This window comes from Azospirillum mesophilum, from assembly GCF_053470405.2.
On the sequence record NZ_JBPXMQ020000038.1, the window covers coordinates 23,499 to 43,657 of the forward strand.

The 20,159-nt window shown below is 70.2% G+C and carries 8 protein-coding genes and 1 pseudogene; 7 read left to right on the forward strand and 2 right to left on the reverse strand.

The features are described 5' to 3' along the window. Positions 1–52: 52 nt before the first annotated feature. Positions 53–931 (reverse strand): efflux RND transporter periplasmic adaptor subunit, encoded by an 879-nt coding sequence (locus tag ACSVC7_RS25895; RefSeq protein WP_483508827.1) that lies wholly within the window; start codon positions 929–931, stop codon positions 53–55. Then, positions 841–2,448, reverse strand: coding sequence for a TolC family protein (locus ACSVC7_RS25900; RefSeq protein WP_448208045.1), 1,608 nt, complete (start codon positions 2,446–2,448; stop codon positions 841–843). Before ACSVC7_RS25900 ends, ACSVC7_RS25895 begins: the two co-directional genes overlap by 91 nt. 444 nt (positions 2,449–2,892) lie before the next feature. On the opposite strand from ACSVC7_RS25900, the pseudogene ACSVC7_RS25905 reads away from it, so the two are divergent. From ACSVC7_RS25905 to napA, 7 genes and pseudogenes are all read left to right on the forward strand, one after another. After that, positions 2,893–10,389: pseudogene (locus tag ACSVC7_RS25905) on the forward strand (DUF4347 domain-containing protein); the annotation flags it as partial. 55 nt (positions 10,390–10,444) lie between these two features. After that, the gene (locus tag ACSVC7_RS25910) at positions 10,445–13,363 is read left to right on the forward strand and encodes a VCBS domain-containing protein (protein ID WP_483508820.1); all 2,919 of its coding nucleotides are present in this window, start codon (positions 10,445–10,447) and stop codon (positions 13,361–13,363) included. A gap of 124 nt (positions 13,364–13,487) precedes the next feature. After that, positions 13,488–14,879, forward strand: coding sequence for an efflux RND transporter periplasmic adaptor subunit (locus ACSVC7_RS25915; RefSeq protein ID WP_448208323.1), 1,392 nt, complete (start codon positions 13,488–13,490; stop codon positions 14,877–14,879). Then, complete coding sequence (locus ACSVC7_RS25920) at positions 14,876–17,014, forward strand: site-2 protease family protein (protein ID WP_448208322.1); 2,139 nt, start codon at positions 14,876–14,878, stop codon at positions 17,012–17,014. Before ACSVC7_RS25915 ends, ACSVC7_RS25920 begins: the two co-directional genes overlap by 4 nt. Before the next feature lie 120 nt (positions 17,015–17,134). Further along, positions 17,135–17,311 (forward strand): periplasmic nitrate reductase, NapE protein, encoded by a 177-nt coding sequence (locus ACSVC7_RS25925; protein WP_448208321.1) that lies wholly within the window; start codon positions 17,135–17,137, stop codon positions 17,309–17,311. 7 nt (positions 17,312–17,318) lie between these two features. After that, entirely contained in the window at positions 17,319–17,633 is a 315-nt protein-coding gene (locus ACSVC7_RS25930; protein ID WP_448208320.1) for a chaperone NapD, read from the forward strand. A 21-nt stretch (positions 17,634–17,654) separates the two neighbouring features. After that, positions 17,655–20,153, forward strand: coding sequence for a nitrate reductase catalytic subunit NapA (napA, locus tag ACSVC7_RS25935; RefSeq protein WP_448208319.1), 2,499 nt, complete (start codon positions 17,655–17,657; stop codon positions 20,151–20,153). Positions 20,154–20,159: the final 6 nt, after the last annotated feature.

A 20,159-nucleotide genomic window follows, 5' to 3' on the forward strand; every position in this document is an offset into this window, starting at 1 on the left:
GGTGACAATCACCGGGGCGGGCAACGGTTCCCCCGTTTTCTCGGGTCGGGTCTCAGCGCGGCGGGTCGAAGACGGCGGTGCCGCTCATGCCCGCGATCAGGTCGGGGCCGGGGGTGGTGCCGGGGCTGGCGAGGGTGCCGAAGACCTTGATGGACTGGCTGACCGGGTCGATGCGGGCGCCCAGGCGGACGATCTTCGCGGGGACGCTTTTGCCCGTCTCCTCGATGCGCAGGGCGAAGGGCGTGCCGGGCTTCAGCCAGGACAGCCAGCGGGAGGGCACGATCAGCTCCACCTCCAGCTCGCGGTCGTCGAGGATCTCCAGAATCTCGTGCCCCTCGGCGACATACTGGTCGCGGCGGACCTTCAGCTCCACGACGCGGCCGGGGTAGGGGGCGGCGATGGCGCAGCGCTCCACCAGCGTCTGCATCATGGCGACCTCGGCCTCGGCGGCGGCCTGCTGGGCGGCGGAGGCCTCGACCTCCAGCGCGCTGATGGAGTTCAGCTTGTCCAGCCGGGCGTGCACCTGATGGGTCTTGCGCGCGCCCTGAAGCTGCGCCCGCGCCTTGTCCAGCCGCGCCTTGTGCAGCGAGCAGTCGATGCCGACCAGCCGCTGGCCCGCCGCGAAGCGCTCGCCCTCGCGCACCGGAAGCTCGGCGATGCGGCCGGGGACTTCGGTGGAGAGCACGGTGCTGCGCACCGGGCTGAGCTGGGCGCGGATCTCGCCGCCGGGGGCCTCCGCCGGGGTGGCGGGGCCTTGGGCGTGGGCTTGGGTATGAGCGGCCGCCGTCAGCAGGAGGGTGCTGAGGGCGGCGACTTGCAGGATGCGGGCGGGGCGCAGGGTCAGGACACGGGCTCCTTCGCGGGAACTTCCGCCGTCGGGGCGGCGGGCGCGTCCTCCGGCAGGTCCTTCAGGATGCGGCCGGACTGCCAGTCGGCGAGGACGGCGCCGATCCCGGTGGTCAGGCCCTTCACGTCCTGGCTCTGCACCGTTTCCGGCAGCGGGTCGAGGCCCAGCGCCACATAGACGGTCGAGGTGGCGTTCTGAAGGTCGGCGTAGGCGCGGTCGCGCGCCAGCTCCGCGTTGATGGCGGACGCCTTGGCGCGGATGCGCTCCAGGCCGGATTCGGCGCTGGCGGTGGCCTGCTGCTGCACCTGCTCGTTGATGCGGCGCTCGATGCCCTCCAGCACCTTCGTCTGCTCGTAGCTGGTGCGGGAGCGGCGGAACTGCTGGTAGGCGACGTGCACCTGGGTCAGCGTCGCCATGCTGACGGCGAGGCGGCGGAAGTCGCTCGCCTCCTCCTGCGCCTCGGCCGCGCGGATGGCCGCCGGGCCGCTGGCCAGCGAGACGAGGTTGTAGGCCAGCCGCGTCCCGGCCTCCGCCCAGAAATTGTTCACCAGGAAGGAGTTGCTGTCGTAGTTGTAGCCGCCGGTCAGGCTGATGCCCGGCAGCATGCGCACCATGGCCTTCTTCACCTCGGCGAGGTTGATGCGCTTCTGGTAGCGTTCCTCCTGCACCTCCGGACGGCGCAGCAGGGCCACGGTTTCCATACGCTCCAGCGACATGGGGATTTCCGGCAGGTCCTTGCCGAAGTTGTCCGTCAGTTGCAGCGTGTAGGTCTGGCCGAGCGGCAGGTTCATCAGCGCGGCGAGCTGCGCCTTGGAGATCGCCAGATCCTGCTGCACCGTCTCAAGCTGGCGGATGATCTCCAGCAGCGCCTTCTGGTAGCGCAGGCTGTCCAGCGGCGGGCGCAGCCGCTCGTTCTCCACCGTCTGGGCGTCGCGCAGCGCCTTGCGCGCCTCCTCCAGCACGGGGGCGATGCGGCTTTCCATCCGCTCCGCCGTGGCGGCCTGCCAGTAGGTGGCGCGCACCTGCTGGACGATGGAGTTGATGATGCGCCGCCGCCGCTCGCCCGCGATCAGAACGCGGTCGGCCTGCTGGTGCGCCTGGAAGTAGCTGACGCCGAAATCCAGGATGTTCCAGGTCAGCGTCAGGTCGGCGGTGGCCCGGTTGCGGTCCTGGCTCATCGACGGTTCCAGCGAGCGCGTGCCGGTCGTGGCGCTGCGGCTGACGGTCAGATAGTCCTTGTCGCGCGTGGTGAAGCCGGCGTTGGCCGCCAGCTTCGGCAGCATGTCGTAGGTGGTCAGCGAGAGCTGGCGCGCCTGCACCGCCTCCTCCAGCATCGCCTGCCGGTAGTCCAGGTTGTACTTGATGGCGCGGGCGATGGCCTCGGGCAGCGAGATGGGAGCGGCGACCGGCTCCTGATCCGTGAAGAGGCGGGCGCGGTCGGATTCCATCTGGGCGCGGCGCTCGTCCAGCGTCAGCGGCTCCGGCGTGACGGCGCAGGCCGACAGGGCCAAGCCCAGCGCCAGAAGGGCACCCGCCTGAGCGCCGAAGCGCTTCGCTCCATCACCCCGCCACGCACGCCGCCCCATCGTCATAGCCGCCATAGCCGATATCTCGCATTCGATTTGCTTTCTATCTATCGCTATGTCACATTCAAGTATCCAGTGCAAGACTGTCAGTAGGGACAAATTTTTAGTTGGTAAATGAAAGGTAAATGATCCGTCATGTGCAACGTCGTGGCGATCAATGAAAGCATTCTTGCGAATTTGTGCGCGGTTGTAGAGCGGGGCTTGAAGATAAAATTTCCGCGAGAGTCGTACATTTCGCAAAGGTTGTGAAAGCTACAGTTAAGAGCTCGGAAAGAGCTTGGCTTCTGAAGGGTTGTGCTCGCTCCAGATGTGGGCGGGACGGATGAAAATCAGCCCGGAAACGCGGGCAGGGCAGGGGATCGGGGCATGGGGATCATGAAGCGGACGGGTGCTCGGCGCGGCGCGAAGACCGGCACGCCGGTGGTGATGGACAACGCCACGGCAATGGCGCCCACGGCAATGGCGCCCACGGCCATCGCGCTGGAGCCGCGCTTCCTGTTCGATGCCGCCGGCGTGGCGACCGCCGTGGAGGTGGCGCACGCCGACGATCACGCCGTGGCGACGGCGGCGCCCGACGCGCACGCGGTCGACCAGCAACTCCTCGCCGGCCTCGCCGCCCAGCCGCCCGCGGCGGAGGCTCCCGCTGCCGCTCAGCCTGCAACGGCCCAAGCGGCGCCGGCCCCGGCACCGCACGAGGTCGTCTTCGTGGACGGGGCGGTGCCGCAGTATGACAAGCTGCTCCAGGGCCTGCCGCCGACGACCCAGGTCGTGGTGCTCGACGGTAGCCGCGACGGGCTGGCCCAGATCGCCGACGCGCTGAAGGGCCAGCAGGGCGTCACCGCCGTGCACATCCTGTCGCACGGCGCGGAGGGGCAGATCACGCTGGGCAACGCCGCGATCACCAGCGACACCCTGTCCAGCCACGCCGCCGAGCTGGACAGCATCAAGGCCTCGCTCGCCCCCGGCGCCGACATCCTGGTCTACGGCTGCGACGTGGCGAAGGGCGAGGACGGCATCGCCTTCGTCAACCGCCTCGCCGCCACCACCGGGGCCGACGTGGCCGCGTCGGTGGACTCCACCGGCAGCGCCGCGCGCGGCGGCAACTGGGTGCTGGAGGCGCACACCGGCACCATCGAGTCCTCCGTCGCCGTCAGCGCGGAAGGGCAGGCCGAATTCCAGGGCGTGCTGACCAACATCCTGCCGGGGGCCACCGGCTGGACCCCGGTGATGCAGGGCACGGTCTTCGACCCGAACAACGACACCCAGGCCAAGGCCGCCGACACCGACCTGATCGGCGACGCGAACCACGCGGTGCTCTACAGCGCCTACGACGACAACGGCACGCCGAACAACACGGCCGACGACAGCCTGGCCTTCCGCATCCGCATCGACAACCCGACCAGCTCCAGCTATTTCGGCGGCGTGGCGGTGGTCGGCATGGACGCCAACCAGGACGGCCGCATCGACCTGTTCCTGGCGGTGGACGGTCGCAACAACGGGCAGGCCGTCCGCATCTTCGATCCGGGCACGGACCTGAACAACTCGCCCAACACCACCTCCACCAATTCCCTGCCGGTGGGCTGGCTGGCGAACAACGGCGTCTATTCCTTCACCGCCTCCAACTACTCGGTCGTCGCGGTCAGCGCCGCGACCGATCCGCAGTGGAGCGGCGTTTCGGACCTCGGCGGCGACGGCAAGACGGACGTCTTCGTCAGCTTCAAGATCCCCATGGCCGACATCGCCAAGGTGCTGGCGACGCCCTCCGTCACCGACCGCAACGGGGTGGTCGGACCGCGCGGCACCACCGGCATCGCCGGCTTCACCAAGGACACCACCGTCTCCTACGTGCTGATGACGGAGACGCAGCCGGGGCCGCTGAACGGCGATCTGGGCGGCGTCGGCAGCAGCTACGACAAGAACGCGACCTTCGCGCAGCTGGGCGCCATCACCCAGCCGATGACGCCCTCCAACCCGCTGTCGCCGGCCAAGTCGGTCAGCGTCGACGCGCAGATCGGCGACGGCAACCTGTCGCTGACGGAGGACACCGCCGTCACCCTGCACGGAAGCGTGTCGACCAACGTGAGCGCGGGCGACTGGGTGAAGGTCACGGTCGCCGGCCCGGCGTCCGGCGGGACGGTCAGCCCCTTCTACGTCCAGGTGGACAACACCGGGCACTGGACCGTGAATTCGGCCAACCTGCGCGCGCTCGGCGACGGGACGCTGACCGTCACGGCGGAGCTGTGGACCACCGGCGATTCCAGCGGGTCGAAGGTGACCGGCTCGACCATCGGCACCGGCAACGTGCTGCACGACAAGACGCCGCCGGTGGTCGCGGTCGATCCGGTGCTGACCGCCGGTCGCCCGACCATCACCGGCACCACCGACCTGCCGGCGGGCTCCACCATCGCCGTCCAGATCGACCCCAACGGCGACGGCGTGCTGACCGACGCGGTGACCTACACGGCCACGGTCAAGGCGGGCGGGAGCTGGAGCGTGGACACCGCGACTCTGGCGCCGACCTCCGGCACGCTCGGCACCGCCGGGCTGACGCGCACCGCCACCGTGACGGCCACGGGAACCGACGCCGCCGGCAACAGCACCCCCTTCACCGCCATCACCAAGCCCACGGTGGACGCGCTGTCCACCATCAGCACGACCCCGACGATCACCGGCACCTGGGGCGGAAGCAATGGGGGAACGGACGCGCTGTCCGTCACGGTCGGTGGCGTGGACCTGACGAGCGCTTTGGTCATCAGCGGCAAGACATGGTCGCTGGCCGTGCCCAACGGCAGCGCCCTGACCGCCGGCCAGCAGTACGAAGTGGTCGCCAAGACGACCCGCACCGGCGTGGGCGTCGCCACCGACGTCACGGCGAACGAAGTGGCCGTCCTGACCGGCAACAGCGTCGGCATCGGCAGCAGCGCCGCGCAGTCGATCACCAAGCCGACGATCAGCGGCACGACGACGCTGGCCCAGGGCTCGGTCCTCACCCTGCGGCTGGATCCGAACAACGACGGCAACCTGTCCGACGCGGTGACCTACGCGGTCATCGTCGGCGCGAACGGGGCCTGGACGCTGGACACGGCGACCGCCACGCCCATCGCGGGCGCCCTGCCGACCGACGGGCTGAACGGCGCGGTCGGCGTGCTGGTCAAGGGGACCGACCCCAACGGCCAGACGGTCAGCGCCACGCAGGACATGACGATCACCGTGAAGGCGGTGACGATCTCCACCATCGGCGGAGCGATCGGCGGGACGGGGCTGGCCGGGGACTACATCCTCAACGGGACGGAGGACGCCTCCGTCACCATGACGGGCACGTCCAGGAACCTCGCCAACCAACCCATCACGGTCACGGTGACCGACGGCACCACGACGAAGACGGCCAGCGGCACCGTGGCGTCGGACGGCACCTGGACAGTCACCTTCTCCAGCACGCAGGCGCTGAGCGGTCTTAAAGACGGCACCCTGACCGTCACCGCGCAGTCCTCCACGGCCAGCGCGACCACGGTGCTGACCCACGACAAGACGCCGCCTATCATCAAGATCAACGCCCCGACGCAGTTCAGCAACGCCAGTTCGGACCAAATTCTCTCCGGCGCGGCGGATCTTCCCGATGGCAGCGTGATCAACCTGACCCTTGTGTCCGGCACCACCACGGTCAACAAGACCGCCACGGTGACCAACGGCGCATGGTCGGTGACGGGTCTGGGCCTGCCGTCCGGCGCCGTGACGATCACGGCGTCGAGCACCGCCACCGATGTGGCCGGCAACGCCCCGGCGAACGCGACGGCGTCCTCCACCGTTGCGTCCAACGCCAGCTTCAAGCAGCCGGCCGTGACGATCAACACGATCGCCGGCGACAACATCATCACGACGCCAGAGGCCGCCGGGCCGATCACCATCGGCGGAACCTGGGACAGTGGCAAGAACAGCACGACCTCCGGCAAGGTGACGGTGACGATCGCCGGCCTGTCGACCACGGGCCAAGCCCTTACCATCACCAGGTCGAACCTGGACGCCACGTCGACAAACGGCTGGTCGACCACTTTGTCCAGCGGCGAGGTGCAAGGCTTCCAGAACGGAACGCTGACGGTGACGGTCAGCACAACGACAAACAGCGCGACGGCCGAGGCCGTGGCGCTGCCCGTCCTGGCTTTGTCCAACGGCGTCGGCCAGTCGGTCAGCATCACCAGCCCCATCGGGGACGGCAACCTGTCCAAGGCCGAGGGGCAGTCGGTGGTCATCACCGGCACGGCCAGCAACGCCATCAACCAGGTGGTGGCCGTCACCGTGTCGGACGGGACGCACAGCGTCACCGGCAACGCGACCGTGGCGGCCAGCGGCAAGTGGTTCACCAGCGGGCTGAACCTGTCCACGCTGAACGATGGGCCGCTGACCGTCACGGCGGCGCTGGGCAGCCAGCAGGCCACCGCCTCGGTCCTGTACGACAAGACGCCGCCGGTGTTCGCGGTCACCTCGGCCGCGTCGGTGGGCAACAGCCGGCCGACCATCGGGGGCACCGTCACCGGCCTGTCCTCCGGCGCGGTGCTGACCGTCACGGTCGATCCCAACCGGGACGGCAACACGATCAGCTACCTCGCGGTGGTCGGCGCCAACGGTGGCTGGAGCGTCAACACCGCAACGGCGACGCCCTCCAGCGGCACGCTGCCGGACACCGGCATCCCCGCCGGGGCGTCGATCACCGTGTCCGGCACGGATGCGGCGGGCAACACGACGACGGCCAACGCCGCCGCCGTCACCGCGATCAGCGATGACAACGGCACCTCGCCCAGCGACTTCCGCACCAACGACGCCACGCTGGTCTTCACCGGGACCGCGGCGGCCAACGCGACGGTGCTGGTCACCCTGACCAACTCCGGCACGTCGCAGCAGGTCTTCCAGACCTCCGTCCAGGCCAGCGCCCAGGGCGTGTGGACGGTGGACCGCAGCGCCGCGGCGGCGCTGGGCGGCGGCACCTACGGCCTGACGGCGGCCGCGACCGACACGGGCGGCAACACGGCGACCGCGACGCAGACCGTCATCATCGACACGACGGCCCCGGCGGTCGCCATCACCGGCATGACCAACGACACGGGCACGCCCGGCGACTTCATCACCAGCGACACCCGGCCCACCTTCTCCGGCACGGCGGAGCCCGGCAGCCGCGTGACGGTCACGCTGACCGACGCCGCCTCCGCCCAGGTCTTCAGGGTCGTCGTGGTGGCCGACGGCAGTGGCAACTGGAGCGTCGACCGCACCGCCGCGAGCGCGCTGACGGCCGGGACCTACACGCTGACGGCTGCGGCGATGGATGCCGCCGGCAACACGGCGACGGCCAGCAAGGCCGTGACCATCGACGACGTGGCGCCGCTGATCGCCTTCACCTCCGGCACCAGGACGCCGGCGGCGAAGCCGGTGATCACCGGCACGACGGACCTGCCGCAGAACGCGGTGGTGACCATCACGGTGGACCCGGACAACGACCCGACCACCGCCAACGACGTCACCTACCAGACCACGGTCGGGGCCGGCGGCTTCTGGAGCATCAACACGGCCACGGCCGGGGCCACCCCGTCCGGCGGCTTCAGCGGCACGGTGAAGGTGACGGCGAGCGGCACCGACGCGGCGGGCAACACGGTCACGACCACCCAGCCGCTGACCATCGATCCGGCCGCCCCGGTCGTCGCCATCACCGCCATTTCCGGGACCGCCGACGGCATCATCTCCCTGGCGGAGGACCGGACGGTCGTCATCTCCGGCACCGTGACCAACGTGCCGGACGGCACCCGGGTGACGGTGACCATCTCCGACCGCATCGCCAACACCATCACCGACACGGCCACCGTGACGGGCGGCGTGTGGACCTTCTCCGTGCCGGACATCCGGCGGTTCAACGACGGGGAGATCACGGTCAGCGCGGTCTACGAGCAGAGCGGCACGCCCTTCGTGGACACGGCGCGCTTCGTCCACGACAAGACGCCGCCCAGCGCCGTCCTGTCCGCGGCCGGCAGCACCATCACCGGCCCGGTCACCGTGACCGCCGCCTTCAACGAGACGGTCACCGGGCTGACCGCGTCGGACTTCGCCACCTCCAACGGGGCGACGGTCACGAACCTCGCCTCCAGCGACGGCGGCAAGACCTGGACCTTCACGCTGACGCCGACGGTCGCCGGCTCCACCGCCGTCTGGCTGCCGGCGAACACCGCGCAGGACATCGCCGGCAACGCGAACCTGCTGTCCAACGTCCTGCCCTTCACCAACTCCACCGGGCCGGCGGACACCGTGGCGCCGACCGTGGTCAGCATCCTGCGCGCGGCCAACGCGGCGCAGCGGACCAACGCCGACAGCCTGACCTTCCGCGTGACCTTCAGCGAGGCCGTGCAGGGCGTCGATGCCGGCGACTTCGTGGTGACGCTGAACGGCCAGACGGTCGGCGCGGGGGCGACCGTTGCGGTCAGCGCGGTGAGCGGCGTCCCCGGCGCCTTCGACGTGACGGTCGGCGGAACCGCCATCGCCAGCAGCAACGGCGACGTGGCGCTCGGGCTCGTGTCCGCCAACCACGGCATCACCGACACGGCGACCGCGCACAACGCGCTGACCAACGTGACCCCCGCCGTCGCAGAGAATTACACGCTGGACAACCGCGCGCCGCTGCTCGCCGCCACGGGCGGGGCGGTCGTCAACGGCAGCGTGCTGGTGCTGACCTACGACGAGACTCTGGGCGCCGTCTCCCCGGCCATCGCGGACTACGCCATCGCCACCAGCGCCGCCGGCAGCCCGCTGTCGGTCAAGGGCGTCGCCGTCAACACGGTGAACAACACGGTCACGCTCCAGCTCAACCGGGCGGTGGCGAGCACCGAGACGGTCACCCTGTCCTACACCGCCACGAACAAGGTGCAGGACGCCGTGGGCAACCCGGCGGCCACCTTCAACGCCACCGTGACCAACGCCACGCCGGCCGTCGACACGACGGCGCCGGTCATCGACTTCGCCCCGACGGACGCCCAGACGCTCAACCGCACGGTTACCAGCGGGCAGGGCGCCGCCGTCAGCCTGGACGACGACAGCCTGCCGGCGACGCTGACCGAGGCATCGGACCGGGTCAGCGTCATCCGGATCGCCGTGGGCGGCCTTCTGGACGGAGCGAATGAGACGCTGCTGGTCGGCAGCACGTCGGTGAAGGCGGACGGATCCAATGCGGCGGGGCTGACCGACGTGGCCGTGGGCACCGTGCGCGTCATGATCGGCTATGCGAACGGCGTGTTCACGATCCAGAAGTCCGACTGGACCGCGATGACCGCCGCCGAGGCGCAGACGGTCATCCGGACCCTGCAATACCAGAACACCGCCACCACGCCGGCCACCGGCGACCGGACCTTCGCCTTCACGGCGGTGGATCAGGCCGGCAACAGCACGGCGACGGCGGCGACCGTGACGGTGAGCGTCACCAACACCGTGGCGAACCGCGCCCCGGCGCTGACCGGCACCAAGTCGACTCTGACCGGCGGCACGGAGGACACGGCCTACACGATCCGGGCGGCCGACCTGCTTCAGGGCTATACGGACGCGGACAGCGACACCCTGTCGGTGTCCGGCCTGACGGCGAACAATGGGACGCTGCGGAACAACAACGACGGCACCTGGACCTTCACGCCGACGGCCGATTACAACGGGTCCGTCTCGCTGGCCTACTCGGTGGTGGACGGCAAGGGTGGTTCCGTCAGCGCGACGCAGAGCTTCACGCTCGCCCCGGTGAACGATCCCGCGACGATCACCGGCGGTGCCACCGGCACGGTGACCGAAGACGGCACGCTGACCACCGGCGGCACGCTGGCGGTGGCGGACGTGGACAGCGGCGAGGCCAAGTTCCGGACCCCGGCGTCGCTGGCCGGCACCTACGGCACCTTCGCCTTCAACGCCGACACCGGCGTGTGGGGCTACACGCTGGCCAACAGCCAGGCCAANCGACACGCTGTCGGTTTCCAATCTGACCGCCACCAACGGCACGTTGCGGAACAACGGCGACGGCACCTGGACCTTCACGCCGGCGGCCGACTACAACGGGTCCGTCTCGCTGGCCTACTCGGTGGTGGACGGCCAAGGCGGCACCGTCAACGCGACGCAGAGCGTCACGCTCGCTCCGGTGAACGACCCCGCGACGATCTCCGGCGGTGCCACCGGCACCGTGACCGAAGACGGCACGCTGACCACCGGCGGCACGCTGGCGGTGGCGGACGTGGACAGCGGCGAGGCCAAGTTCCGCACGCCTGCGTCGCTGGCCGGCACCTACGGCACCTTCGCCTTCAACGCCGACACCGGCGTGTGGGGTTACACGCTGACCAACAGCCAAGCCAACGTGCAGGCGCTCAAGGCCGGCGAACAGGTGACCGACAAGTTGACCGTCACCTCGCTCGACGGCACGGCCAGCCGCGACATCGTCGTGACCGTCACCGGCGCCAACGACGCGCCCGTGCTGACCGGCACCAAGGCGACGCTGACCGGCGGGACCGAGGACACGGCCTACACGATCCGGGCAGCCGACCTGCTTCAGGGCTATACGGACGCGGACAGCGACACCCTGTCGGTGTCCGGCCTGACCGTGACGAACGGGACGCTGACCGACAACGGCGACGGCACCTGGACCTTCACGCCGGCCAGGGACTTCTTCGGCACGGTCAGCCTGTCCTACCGCGTCACGGACGGGCAGGGCGGGTCGGTTCCGGCCACGCAGAGCTTCGCCGTCGCGGCGGTGAACGATGCCCCGGTGCCCGGCAGCATCGCAAACGTCACCAGGAGCGAGGACGACGCGGCCTTCAGCCAGAACCTGCTGGCCGGGGCCACAGACGTGGAGGGCGACGCCCTGTCGGTGCGGAACCTGACGGTCACCGCGGTCGATCAGGGCAACGCCGCCGTCACCCTGCCGACGGGCGCCTACACGCTGTCCGGCTCGACGCTGACCATCGACCCGGCCGTGTTCGACAGCCTGCCCGCCGGCCAGTCGGTGACGATGACGGTGGCCTATGAGGTCTCCGACGGCGTTGCGGCCACGCCCGCGCGCTACACCGTCACCATCCAGGGCGCCAACGACGCCGCGGTGATCGGCAGCCCGGCGAACAACGCGGTGGTCGAGGACGTGTCGGTCGATGCCGACGGCAAGCTGACCGCCACCGGCACGCTGGCGATCAGCGACCCCGACCGGAACGAGGCGTCGTTCCGGACGACGGTCGTCGCGGCGAACGGAAACCTGGGCAGCCTGACGCTGAAGGCGGACGGCAGCTACCGCTACGCGGTGGACAACGCGGCCGTGCAGCATCTCGGCGTGGGCCAGACGAAGACCGAGCGCTTCACGGTCACCGCGCTGGACGGCACGGCCAAGGAGATCGCCTTCACCATCACCGGGGCCAACGACGCGCCGGCCTTCACCAGCGCGCCGGCCGCCCAGACCTACACCGACACCTCGACGACGGACCGCTTCGCCGCCTTCACCGGCACGCTGACGGCGGGCGACCGGGACGGCGAGGCGGTGAGCTTCGGGATCCAGGGCGGCACGGGGCAGGGCAATGTGGTCACAAAGGCCGGTGCCTACGGCACCCTGACCGTGAACACCGCCACCGGAGCCTTCACCTTCACGCCGGACAGCGCCGCCATCGACGCGCTGTCCGGCGGCGCCCGCCCGCAGGACGCCTTCACGGTGACCGCCGCCGACGGGAAGGGCGGCACGGCAACGCAGGCGCTGACCATCACCCTGGTGGGTGCGGACGAGGCGCCGACCGTCACGACCCAGCCGGCGACCACCACCACGACGCCCACGCCCACGCCCACGACCACGACAACCACGACGCCCACCCCGACCCCGGCGGCCACGCCGGTCGTGGAGCCGGCGGTCACGGTGGCGCCGGTGGTTGCTCCGGTCGTGACTCCGCCGGCCCCGGCGCCGGTCGAGCCGGCACCGGCTGCCTCCACCGTGACCGCGCCAGCCGCCACGACCACGACGACGCCCGTGCTGCTCTCGGCGGTGGAGACCGCGAAGTCTCCGACGGCGGTGGCGAGCGCGGCGGAGCCAGCGCCGACGCCGATCTCCCAGGCGGTCTTCGCCCTGGCGCCGAGCGCGCCGTCCTACGCGGTTCCCGCCGCCTACACCACGACCGCGGACACGGCGGCGCGGAGCACGACGGCGACCGTCGCGCCCCAGGCGGCGGCCAGCCGCGACGCGGCCACGGCGCCGTCCGCCAGCCCGGCCCTCGCGCCGAGCGCGTCTTTCCGGGGCGTCGGCACCCTGCCTCCGCAGGTGACGGTGGTTTCGGGCGCCGACGATGGCAGCACGGCGAGCCTCATCACGGTCGGTTCGGTCGGCGACCGGGTGGTCACGCCCGGCGAGCCGAACCTGATCTCCGTGCCGGCGGGGACGTTCCAGACCTCCAACCCCAACGCGCGCATCTCGCTCCAGGCGACCCTGTCCGACGGCTCCCCGCTGCCGGCCTGGCTGAAGTTCGACACGGCGAACGGCACCTTCAACGGCAACCCGCCGTCGGAGATGAAGGCGACCTTCAACATCAAGGTCATCGCCCGCGACGACCAGGGCGCGCAGGCGACGACCGAGTTCCGCGTCAACATCGGCAACAACGCCTCCGACAAAGCGGCGGCGGAGCCGGCGCCGAGGCCGGCCAACGGCGCCAACGCGCCCGCGGACAACCGGGCTCCGGCGAACGACGCGCCCGCCAACGATGCGCCCGCCAACGACGGGGCCCCCGCGCCGGAGGCTCAGCCGGACGTCCCCGGCCGCCGCGCCGGGCTGGAACCGGAACCCGCCAAGGCGCCGGTCGGCAAGCTCGCCTTCAGCCGGCAGGTGGGCGCCTCCGCCCCGAGCGGCCTGCTGGCCGAGAGCGAGGCGCTGCTGCGGAACATCCAGATGCTGCTCGCCGGATGATGGGGAGGGCGGCTTTCGTCCCAAAATGGTCTCCGGACGTGGGCGGGACCGTTAGCGGCCTGTTCAGCGGTCGCGCCCTATGTCCTGCGTCCTCAGGGATCGGGAAGAGGCAGGTGTCCGTCGCATGACGAGCTTGGACATACAGGGCGCGGCGATCAACGCGGATCTCGGCCGCCAGATCGTCGCGCTGACCGGGCTGCTGCAACTGGAACGGCGCGCCCGCCGCGCCGCGACGGTGGAGGAGTTCGGCTTCCTGGCGGTCAACGAGACGCTGGGGCTGGTCCGCTACCGGCAGGCCGCGCTGTGGCGGTGTGACGGAGCCGGCGGTGGGCGTCTGGTGGCGCTGTCCGGCGTGCCGATGCTCGACCGGCGCGCGCCCTTCGCCGTGTGGCTGGAGCGCGTGCTGGCGCAGGTGAACGGGGCAGGGGAGGGAGACGGCGGCGGTCCCCGACGCTTCGATGCCCTGTCGCTGCCGCCGTCGCTCAGCCGGGATTGGGCGGAGTGGCTGCCGGCGAACGCGGTCTGGGTGCCGCTGTTCGGGCTTGGGCAGGCGCCGGTCGGCGCGCTGGTGCTGGCGCGGGAGGAGGCCTGGACCGATCCGGAACTGCACCTGCTGGGTTACATCGCCGACGCCTACGGGCACGCCTGGGACGCGCTGGCGGGCGGGACGCGGTCCTGGTGGTCCGGTTTCGCGCGGCGCCGGGCGCGGGGCGCGGCGGCGGTGCTTGCGGTCGCGGCGGTGGCGGGGGTGCTGGCCTTCCCGGTGCACCAGTCGGCGCTGGCCCCGGCGGAGGTGATCGCCCGCAACCCGACCGTCGTCCGCGCGCCCATCGACGGGGTGGTGGACCGGTTCGAGGTGCAGCCGAACGAGGCGGTGCGCGAGGGGCAGGTGCTTCTGGTGCTCGACCGCGTGCGGCTGCAGAACCGCCTGGAGGTGGCCCGCAAGGCCTATGAGGTGGCGGAGGCCGAGCACCGGCAGGCCGCCCAGCAGGCCCTGTTCGACCCGAAGAGCAAGGCCAACCTCGCCGTGCTGAAGGGCCGCATGGAACAGCAGGCGGCGGAGGTCGCCTACACCGAAAGCCTGCTGGCGCGCGTGGAAATCCGCGCGCCGCGCGCCGGTGTGGCGGTGTTCGACGATGTGAACGACTGGATCGGCCGCCCCGTGAAGATCGGGGAGCGCATCCTGACCGTCGCCGACCCGCAGGATACGGAACTGGAGGTCCGCCTGCCGGTCGCCGAGGCCATCGCGCTGGAGCCGGGTGCGGACTTGCGGCTGTTCCTGAACGTCGATCCGCAGAATCCCGTGCCGGCGCGGCTGACCTACGCCGGCTATCAGGCGGAGCCGACGCCCGACGGCGTGCTGGCCTACCGGCTGAAGGCCGGCTTCGAGGAGGGCTTGCCAACCCCGCGCATCGGGCTGAAGGGGACGGCGAAGCTGTACGGGCGCGACGGGCGGGTGATCGAGCTGCTGCTGCGCCGGCCGCTCGCGGGGCTTCGCCAGCGGCTCGGCCTATGAGTACGGCGGCATCGGCGGCGGCTTCGGTGGAGTTGCGCCTGCCGCCGCTGCGGGAGGAGCTGAGCCTCCACCCCGGACCGCGCGCGCCGGGCGGGGCGCCGACCTGGACGCTGCACGACCCCTCCGGCAACCGCTTCTTCCGAATCGGCTGGGCGGAGCTGGAGATGCTGGCGCGCTGGCATCTGGGCACCACCGACGCCATCGCGGCGGCGGTGTCGGCGGAAACCACGCTGGCCGCGCGCCCGTCGCAGGTCGAGATCTTCGCGCGATTCCTGTGGAGCCACGGCCTGTTGCAGGCCTTCGGGGACGGGGCGCTCGGCCGGTTGAAGACGCAGGCGAAGGCGGCGCGCCCGCCCTTCCTGACGTGGCTGCTGCACACCTACCTGTCCTTCCGCGTGCCGCTGGTGCGGCCCGACCGATTCCTGCGCGCGACGATGCCGCTGGCCGCGCTGCTCTACACGCCGGCCTTTCTGGTTCTGACGATCCTCGCCGGACTGACCGGCGGGGCGCTGGTGCTGCGGCAGTGGGACGCCTTCCTCGGCACCTTTCCGCATTTCTTCACGCTGGAGGGGGCCGCACTCGCCGGGCTGGTGCTGGGCGGGGCGAAGCTGGCGCACGAGCTGGGCCACGCCTACACGGCCCGCCGATACGGCTGCCGGGTGCCCTCCATGGGCATCGTGTTCCTGGTTCTGTGGCCGGTGCCCTACACCGACGTGACCGACGCCTGGAAGCTGGTGTCGCGGCGCCAGCGGCTCGCCATCGGGGCGGCGGGCATGGCGACGGAGCTGATCCTGGCGGCCTACGCCACGCTGGCCTGGAGCTTCCTGCCGGACGGGCCGGCGCGCAGCGTGGCCTTCCTGCTCGCCAGCTCGACGTGGCTGCTGACGCTGGCGGTGAACCTGAACCCGCTGATGCGCTTCGACGGCTATTTCCTGCTGTCCGACGCGCTGGACGTGCCGAACCTCCAGGACCGCGCCTTCGCGCTGGCCCGCTGGCGGCTGCGGGAGGCGCTGTTCGGCTTCGGCGACCCTCTGCCGGAGGTCCTGCCGACGCGCAAGCGCCGGATCATGCTGGCCTACGCCTACGCCACCTGGGTCTACCGGTTCTTCCTGTTCCTGGGCATCGCGCTGCTGGTCTACCACCTGTTCTTCAAGCTGCTGGGGCTGTTCCTGATGATGGTCGAGATCGGCTGGTTCATCCTGCGCCCCATCCAGAACGAGCTGAAGGCCTGGGTCCAGGGCCGTGCCAAGTTCCGCCCGAACCGCCGGCTGGCGGCGACCCTGGGCGCGGCGCTGCTGGGCGTCGGGCTGCTGCTGGTGCCCTGGCGCGGGACGGTCAGCGCCCCGGCGGTGCTTCGCGCCGAGCAGCAGGCCCCCATCTTCGTGCCGCGCGGCGCCCAGCTGGCCGAGGTGCGGGTGTCGGCGGGCATGGCGGTTGAAGCGGGGGCGGTGCTATTCCGCTTCGACTCGCCCGACCTGCTGCACGACCGCGATCAGGCGGAGCGCAAGGCCGAGGTCGCCCGCTGGCGCACGGAGGTGCAGAGCCTCGACCGCAACCTGCTGGAGCGCACCCAGGCAAGCTGGCGCGAGCTGGAAGCCGCCCAGGCGGAAGCGCGCGGTCTGGCGCAGGAGGCGGAGAAGCTGACGGTCGCCGCCCCCTTCGCGGGGGTGATCGTCGATCCCGCCGACCCGCTGTCGCCCGGCGAATGGCTGCCGGAGGGGATGCGGCTCGCCACGCTGGTGGAGCCGCGCTCGGCCCTGATCGAAGCCTATGTGCCGGAGGAGGACTTGGCGCGCGTGCCGGTGGGGGCTCCGGGGGCCTTCCTGGCCGACGCGGGGGAGGACACTTGGGTCCCCGCCCGCGTGGTCGCCATTGCCGCGACAAGCAGTCGCACTCTAACGGAACCGGCGGTCGCCTCCACCTACGGCGGCACGGTGCCGACGCGGATGGGGCGAAATGAGACTTTGGTGCCAGAGACCCCGGTCTACCGCGTTCTGCTGCGTCCAGAGGGCGGCGCCCCAGCGCCCGCGCGGGTTTCACGCGGAATCGTGCGGATGGACGGAGCCGCCGAAAGCGTTCTGGCACGGTTGTGGCGCATCGCGCTTGGCGTCCTTCTGCGCGAAAGTGGCTGGTGAGGGACAAATCCCGGCGCCAACCGAAGGCTTGACCTAAGTCAATTCGGTCTTGGCACGAAAGTATGAAGCTCGGGCGTGACGAAACCGGCCCTTTGGGGCCGTCCATCCCATGGGAACGCCATGAACGCCCCGTTCGCCCGCTCCGCCAACGACACCGCTCCGTCCCGACGCTTCGAAGGGATGATGTTCCTGGCCCTGTCCGTGCTGATCTGGCCGTTCCTCGCCATCGGCGTGGTCGGGGCCTACGGCTTGGCCGTGTGGATGTATCAGGTCTTCTCGCACACGCCGGGGATGTGAGGCGGTCATGGCCCAACCCCTCAAGCCCCAAGTCCGTAAGCCGGAAATCCACATCTCCAGCCTCGTCATCCAGCACGCGCCGGACCGCACGGCCGCGCTGAAGGACGCCGTTCTGGCGCTGGCCGGCATGGACTGGCACGCGGCGGAGAACGGCAAGGCCGTCGTCACGGTGGTGACCGCGACGGAGGCCGAGGTTCTGGACCGCATCGAGGCGATCAACGCCATGGCCGGCGTGCACACCACGACGCTCGTCTACCACCACTACGAAGACGCGGACCAGTGCGCCGGGCCGATGGCCGCGCCCGTCCCGTCCAAGCACTAACGCCCGCAGGAGGCACCTTCCATGTCCTTGACCCGCCGTGATTATCTGAAGGCTCAAGCCGCTGTGACCGCGGCGGCGGCGGCCGGCGTCAGCCTGCCCGCCCAGGCCGGCGTCCTGCCCGCCGGCGACGACGTGAAGCTGAAATGGTCAAAGGCGCCCTGCCGCTTCTGCGGCACCGGCTGCGGCGTGATGGTGGGCGTGAAGGACGGGCGGATCGTCGCCACCCACGGCGACGTGAAGGCGGAGGTGAACCGCGGCCTGAACTGCGTGAAGGGCTATTTCCTGTCCAAGATCATGTACGGGCAGGACCGCCTGACGCAGCCGATGCTGCGCATGAAGGACGGCAAGTTCCACAAGGAGGGCGAGTTCACGCCCATCACCTGGGACCAGGCCTTCGACATCATGGCCGAGAAGTGGAAGGAGACCCTGAAGAAGAAGGGTCCGACCGCCGTCGGCATGTTCGGTTCCGGCCAGTGGACGATCTTCGAAGGCTACGCGGCCTCCAAGTTCATGAAGGCGGGCCTGCGCTCCAACAACCTGGACCCGAACGCGCGCCACTGCATGGCGTCGGCGGTGGTCGGCTTCATGCGCACCTTCGGCATGGACGAGCCGATGGGCTGCTACGACGACATGGAGCAGGCGGACGCCTTCGTGCTCTGGGGCTCCAACATGGCGGAGATGCACCCCATCCTGTGGACCCGCATCACCGACCGTCGCCTGAGCAACCCGGCCACCAAGGTCGCCGTGCTGTCCACCTACGAGCACCGCAGCTTCGATCTGGCCGACATCGGCATGGTGTTCACGCCGGGTTCGGATCTGGCGATCCTGAACTACATCGCGAACCACATCATCAAGACCGGCCGGGTGAACAAGGAGTTCGTGGAGAAGCACTGCAACTTCAAGCGCGGCCGCGACGACATCGGCTATGGCCTGCGCCCGGAACACCCGCTGGAGCAGAAGGCCAAGAACGTCGCCAAGGCCAACGAGTCCGACCCGATCAGCTTCGAGGAGTTCGCGAAGTTCGTCGAGCCCTACACGCTGGACAAGGCGCACGAGCTGTCGGGCGTGCCGAAGAACCGGCTGGAGGCGCTGGCGGAGCTGTACGCCGACCCGAAGGTCAAGGTCATGTCGCTGTGGACCATGGGCTTCAACCAGCACGTCCGCGGCGTCTGGGCGAACAACCTCGTCTACAACATCCACCTGCTGACCGGGAAGATCAGCCAGCCGGGCTGCGGCCCCTTCTCGCTGACCGGGCAGCCGTCGGCCTGCGGCACGGCGCGCGAGGTCGGCACCTTCTCCCACCGCCTGCCCGCCGACATGGTGGTGACCAACCCGGAACACCGCAAGCACGCCGAGGAAATCTGGAAGCTGCCGGAAGGCACGATCCCGGACAAGGTCGGCTATCACGCCGTGCAGCAGGACCGGATGCTGAAGGACGGGAAGCTCAACGCCTATTGGGTCCAGTGCAACAACAACATGCAGACGGCCCCGAACACGGCGAACGAGACCTATCTGGGCTACCGGAACCCGGAGAACTTCATCGTCGTGTCGGACGCCTACCCGACGGTGACGGCGCAGGCCGCCGACCTGATCCTGCCGACCGCCATGTGGGTGGAGAAGGAAGGCGGCTACGGCAACGCGGAGCGGCGCACGCAGATCTGGCACCAGCTGGTCGATGCGCCGGGCGAGGCGCGGTCGGACCTCTGGCAGATCATGGAATTCTCCAAGCGCTTCAAGATCGAGGAGGTGTGGCCGGAAGAGCTGATCGCCAAGAAGCCCGAGGTGCGCGGCAAGACGCTGTTCGACGTGCTGTACTGCAACGGGAACGTCAACGCCTTCCCGCTGTCGGACTGCGATGCGGCCTATGAGAACCGCGAGTCCCAGTATTTCGGCTTCTACGTCCAGAAGGGCCTTTTCGAGGAATACGCCGCCTTCGGCCGCGGCCACGGCCACGATCTGGCGCCGTTCGACATGTACCACCAGGAGCGCGGCCTGCGCTGGCCGGTGGTGAACGGCAAGGAAACGAAGTGGCGCTACCGCGAAGGCTTCGACCCCTACGTCAAGCCGGGCGAGGGCGTGAAGTTCTACGGCAACAAGGACGGCAAGGCGAACGTCTTCGCGCTGCCCTACGAGCCGCCGGCGGAGATGCCGGACGCCGAATTCCCCTTCTGGCTGTCCACCGGGCGCGTGATCGAGCACTGGCACTCCGGCTCCATGACGCTGCGCGTGCCGGAACTGCGCAAGGCCTTCCCGAACGCGGTCGTCTTCATGCATCCCGACGACGCCAAGGACCTGAACGTCCGGCGCGGGCAGGAGGTGCGCGTGATGTCCCGGCGCGGCGAGGTGCGCGTGCGGGTCGAGACGCGGGGCCGCAACAAGCCGCCGCGGGGCCTCGTCTTCGTGCCCTTCTTCGACCACACGGTGCTCATCAACAAGGTGACGCTGGACGCCACCGACCCCCTCAGCAAGCAGACCGACTTCAAGAAGTGCGCGGTCAAGATCGTCCCCGTCGTCGCGTGAGGAACC